This window comes from Pseudomonas brassicae, assembly GCF_010671725.1.
Classification (GTDB): Bacteria; Pseudomonadota; Gammaproteobacteria; order Pseudomonadales; family Pseudomonadaceae; genus Aquipseudomonas; species Aquipseudomonas brassicae.
The window spans coordinates 1-1,706 of record NZ_JAAHBU010000534.1; the positions used below are offsets into that span (position 1 = coordinate 1).

Consider the following 1,706-nt stretch of genomic DNA (forward strand, 5'->3'; position numbering starts at 1 on the left):
GATATCGGTGTTGGCGATGCCCTGCCAACCGAGCGCATCCAGTGTCACCTTGGCGCCGAGCGGATCAAGCAGTGCATTGAGCAGGGTGGATCTACGCGAGTCGATGGTGGCCAGGGTGGTTTGCAGGCGCAGCATCGCCTGCGGTGGCTTGGGCACCGCCGCCACTGCGGTGGCGCGCAGGGTGGTGGTGGCCGGTGGCGCCCTGCCGCTGAGCAGTGCCTGCACGCCGGCGGCGATGCTGGTGCTCACGCTGCTGCTGGCGCTGACCCGGATCGCGTCGGCCTGGGTGGCGCTGAGGGTGAAGGTGCGCAGGCTGTTGGCACCGGTCTGCAAGGTGCCACAGGTGGTCGCCAGCGTGTGCGCCGCGCCCACCACGAAGCCGTTGCGGGCAGCACTGGCTTGGGCCAGCGCAGGCGCCTGCGGGCCGACACCGACGCACACTGCCGTCTGCCCGGCGGCTTCGAGTGCGGCCATGTCGACCACGCGCTGCAACTTGCGGTGCTCCAGGTACAGGCGCGCGCTGTCGATCACCAGCAAGCTGAACAGCAGCGCCATGCCCAGCGTCAGCGCGGCCATCAGGCCAATCGCACCACGCTGCCTTGCGGGGAATCGGGAAGCCACGAGCACTCCTTTGCCGGCGCAGGCCGTGCGCGAACGCGTGCGTCAAGGGAGTGTAGTCAAGATAATGGCCAGTCGCCTTGATGCGGCGACTGGCCTGGCGAGGCTCAATGTGGCGGGTAGTTGGCCATCAGCTGGGCCACGGTTTTCTGGATGGCGGTGTTGCGCTCCAGCGGGCTGGGCGGGTAGTTGTTCATGATCTGTTCGGCACTGCCACGCCACACCAGTTTGCCATCGCGGCTGTCGAACAGGTCGACCTGGATGGTCGCCACCTTGTAGTCGACGCTGCGGGTTTCGTTGTAGGCCGGGCCGCCCCAGTAGCCTCCCCAGTAACCACCCCAGGCGCCGCCATAATTGGTGGTGATCTGCTGCTGGCGGTTTTCGACGATCAGGTAGGTCTGCACCTTGAGGTCACCCTTGGCGCTGCCTGGCGCCGGGCGCAGGCCACGCTGGTCGAGCTGTTCGCTCACCGCCTGGCGAATGCGCTGTTCGGTGAGGTCGCTCTTGATGCGCGGATCATCCGGGCGGTACTGCAGCGCCGGCTCCTGCCAGTTCCAGCTGCGGTAGGCGGCAAAGTCGCGGCTGGCATCGAAGTCCTGGGTGACGTTGTTGCTCTGGCAGGCGCTGAGCAGTGCCAGCAGGGAAAGTACAGCGAGACGGCGCAACATGATGATTCTCCGATTGCCTTCAGCTTGGGGGGGTAGCCATCCAGGGCTTTGTGCACGGCAGCCCGCAGCGCACTGGCGCGCTCGCCCAGCGAGCCCTGGCTGGCGGCTTCGGCGCTGGCGCTCCAGACCGGCTGGCCGTTGCCGGCGTCGTACAGGTTCACCCGCACCACCAGCACCTCGACCTGGTAGGTGCGCACGATGGGTACGCTGCCATACACACCATAGCCGTTGCGGTAGCCGCCGTAGCGGTTGTAGCCGATGCCGCCGTAGCCATAGTCGTCATGGGGATAGTAGTCGTCGCGTACCTGGCGCAGGCGGCGCTCCAGGCGCAGATCGGCGCTGACCAGCAGGTCGCTGCGCGTGGAGCGTGCGGGGCGCAGGCCGCGCTGGTCGAGGCCGGCGCTGACGGCGTCGGCCAGT

At 67.5% G+C, this 1,706-nt stretch carries 2 protein-coding genes and 1 pseudogene; all 3 read right to left on the bottom strand.

The window, feature by feature from the left end:
- Positions 1-621: pilus assembly protein TadG-related protein (locus tag G3436_RS25710; RefSeq protein WP_338001325.1), on the bottom strand; the 621-nt coding region annotated here is incomplete at its 3' end.
- A gap of 104 nt (positions 622-725) precedes the next feature.
- Positions 726-1,286 carry a DUF4136 domain-containing protein gene (locus G3436_RS25715; RefSeq protein WP_163951029.1) on the bottom strand — a complete coding sequence of 187 codons (561 nt, stop codon included), beginning with the start codon at positions 1,284-1,286 and terminating at the stop codon, positions 726-728.
- Between the two features lie 26 nt (positions 1,287-1,312).
- Positions 1,313-1,706 (bottom strand): annotated as a pseudogene (locus G3436_RS25720) (DUF4136 domain-containing protein); the annotation flags it as partial.